The sequence below is a fragment of the Oleiphilus sp. HI0066 genome (genome assembly GCF_001635725.1).
In genome coordinates, this window is sequence record NZ_LWFH01000787.1 from 1 (window position 1) to 871 (window position 871).

General features: G+C 44.0%; 1 protein-coding gene and 1 pseudogene. Both read right to left on the reverse strand.

Going from position 1 to position 871, the window contains the following annotated elements; all coding sequences use genetic code 11:
* Window positions 1-465 (reverse strand): annotated as a pseudogene (locus A3738_RS09465) (putative 2-aminoethylphosphonate ABC transporter permease subunit); the annotation flags it as partial.
* On the reverse strand, window positions 465-871 hold a 407-nt coding region (locus A3738_RS09470), incomplete at its 5' end, for a TOBE domain-containing protein (protein ID WP_156504147.1). The pseudogene A3738_RS09465 and the gene A3738_RS09470, both read right to left, overlap by 1 nt.

The window sequence follows — 871 nt, forward strand, 5'->3', positions numbered from 1 at the left end:
TCCAATAGGGCCGTATATCTCGGCACCGAACAACCATTCTCGCAAAAAACCTTGCTTACCAAAGATATAAATCAACGCGATAGCTGGCAGTAAAGAAGGCGCTAACAGCGGCAACATCGCTAAAAATCTAAACAGCCCTTTTGCAGGAATGCGAGAGTGCGTTAGTACATAGGCGTAAAGAAATGCGCAGACCACGACAATTAAAGTCACGACCAAAGATATAAACAAGGAGTTAGATAAAGACTGCTGTAAACCCTGCGAACCAAAATACGTTAAAAAGTTATCCAGACCAACAAAGTGTCCATCACTATCCTCAACACTTTTACTCAGTAAAGAAAACAAAGGGAGCAAAATTGCGACACTCAATGCCCCAATAACACCCAACTGAACAAACAAGCGGATAGTTCGATCCGTTTCAGATAAACCGTTAAACCAAGAACGAAGATTTAAAGTTAAGGTAGTCACTAAGCCGTCTCCGCATCTTGAGAAAACACATGCAGCGCTTCTTTCGGCAAGGCAACTTTATGCTGTGCGCCTAAACTCAAGTCAAAAAATTGCAGCTTGGTAGATGGCAAATCTATTTCGAGACTCTTACCCCAAGCATCACATACCAATTGAATAGAAACGAATCGGCCGAAATACTCAATTGCCTCGACGCGAGCTGAGACAACGACGCCTTTCTCACTCGCAAGACCGAACTCTACATCACCCTCTAACACCAAATGCTCTGGACGAATTGCGAGAGAAGCACTTGTCGAATGAAGATCTAAATGGGTCTGCAAGTCTTTCGTCGCCTGACTTTCACGCTCAGCTTCAAGCGAGAAAATATTCATCGACCCAACGAAGTCTGCAACGAATTCTGATGCCGGTT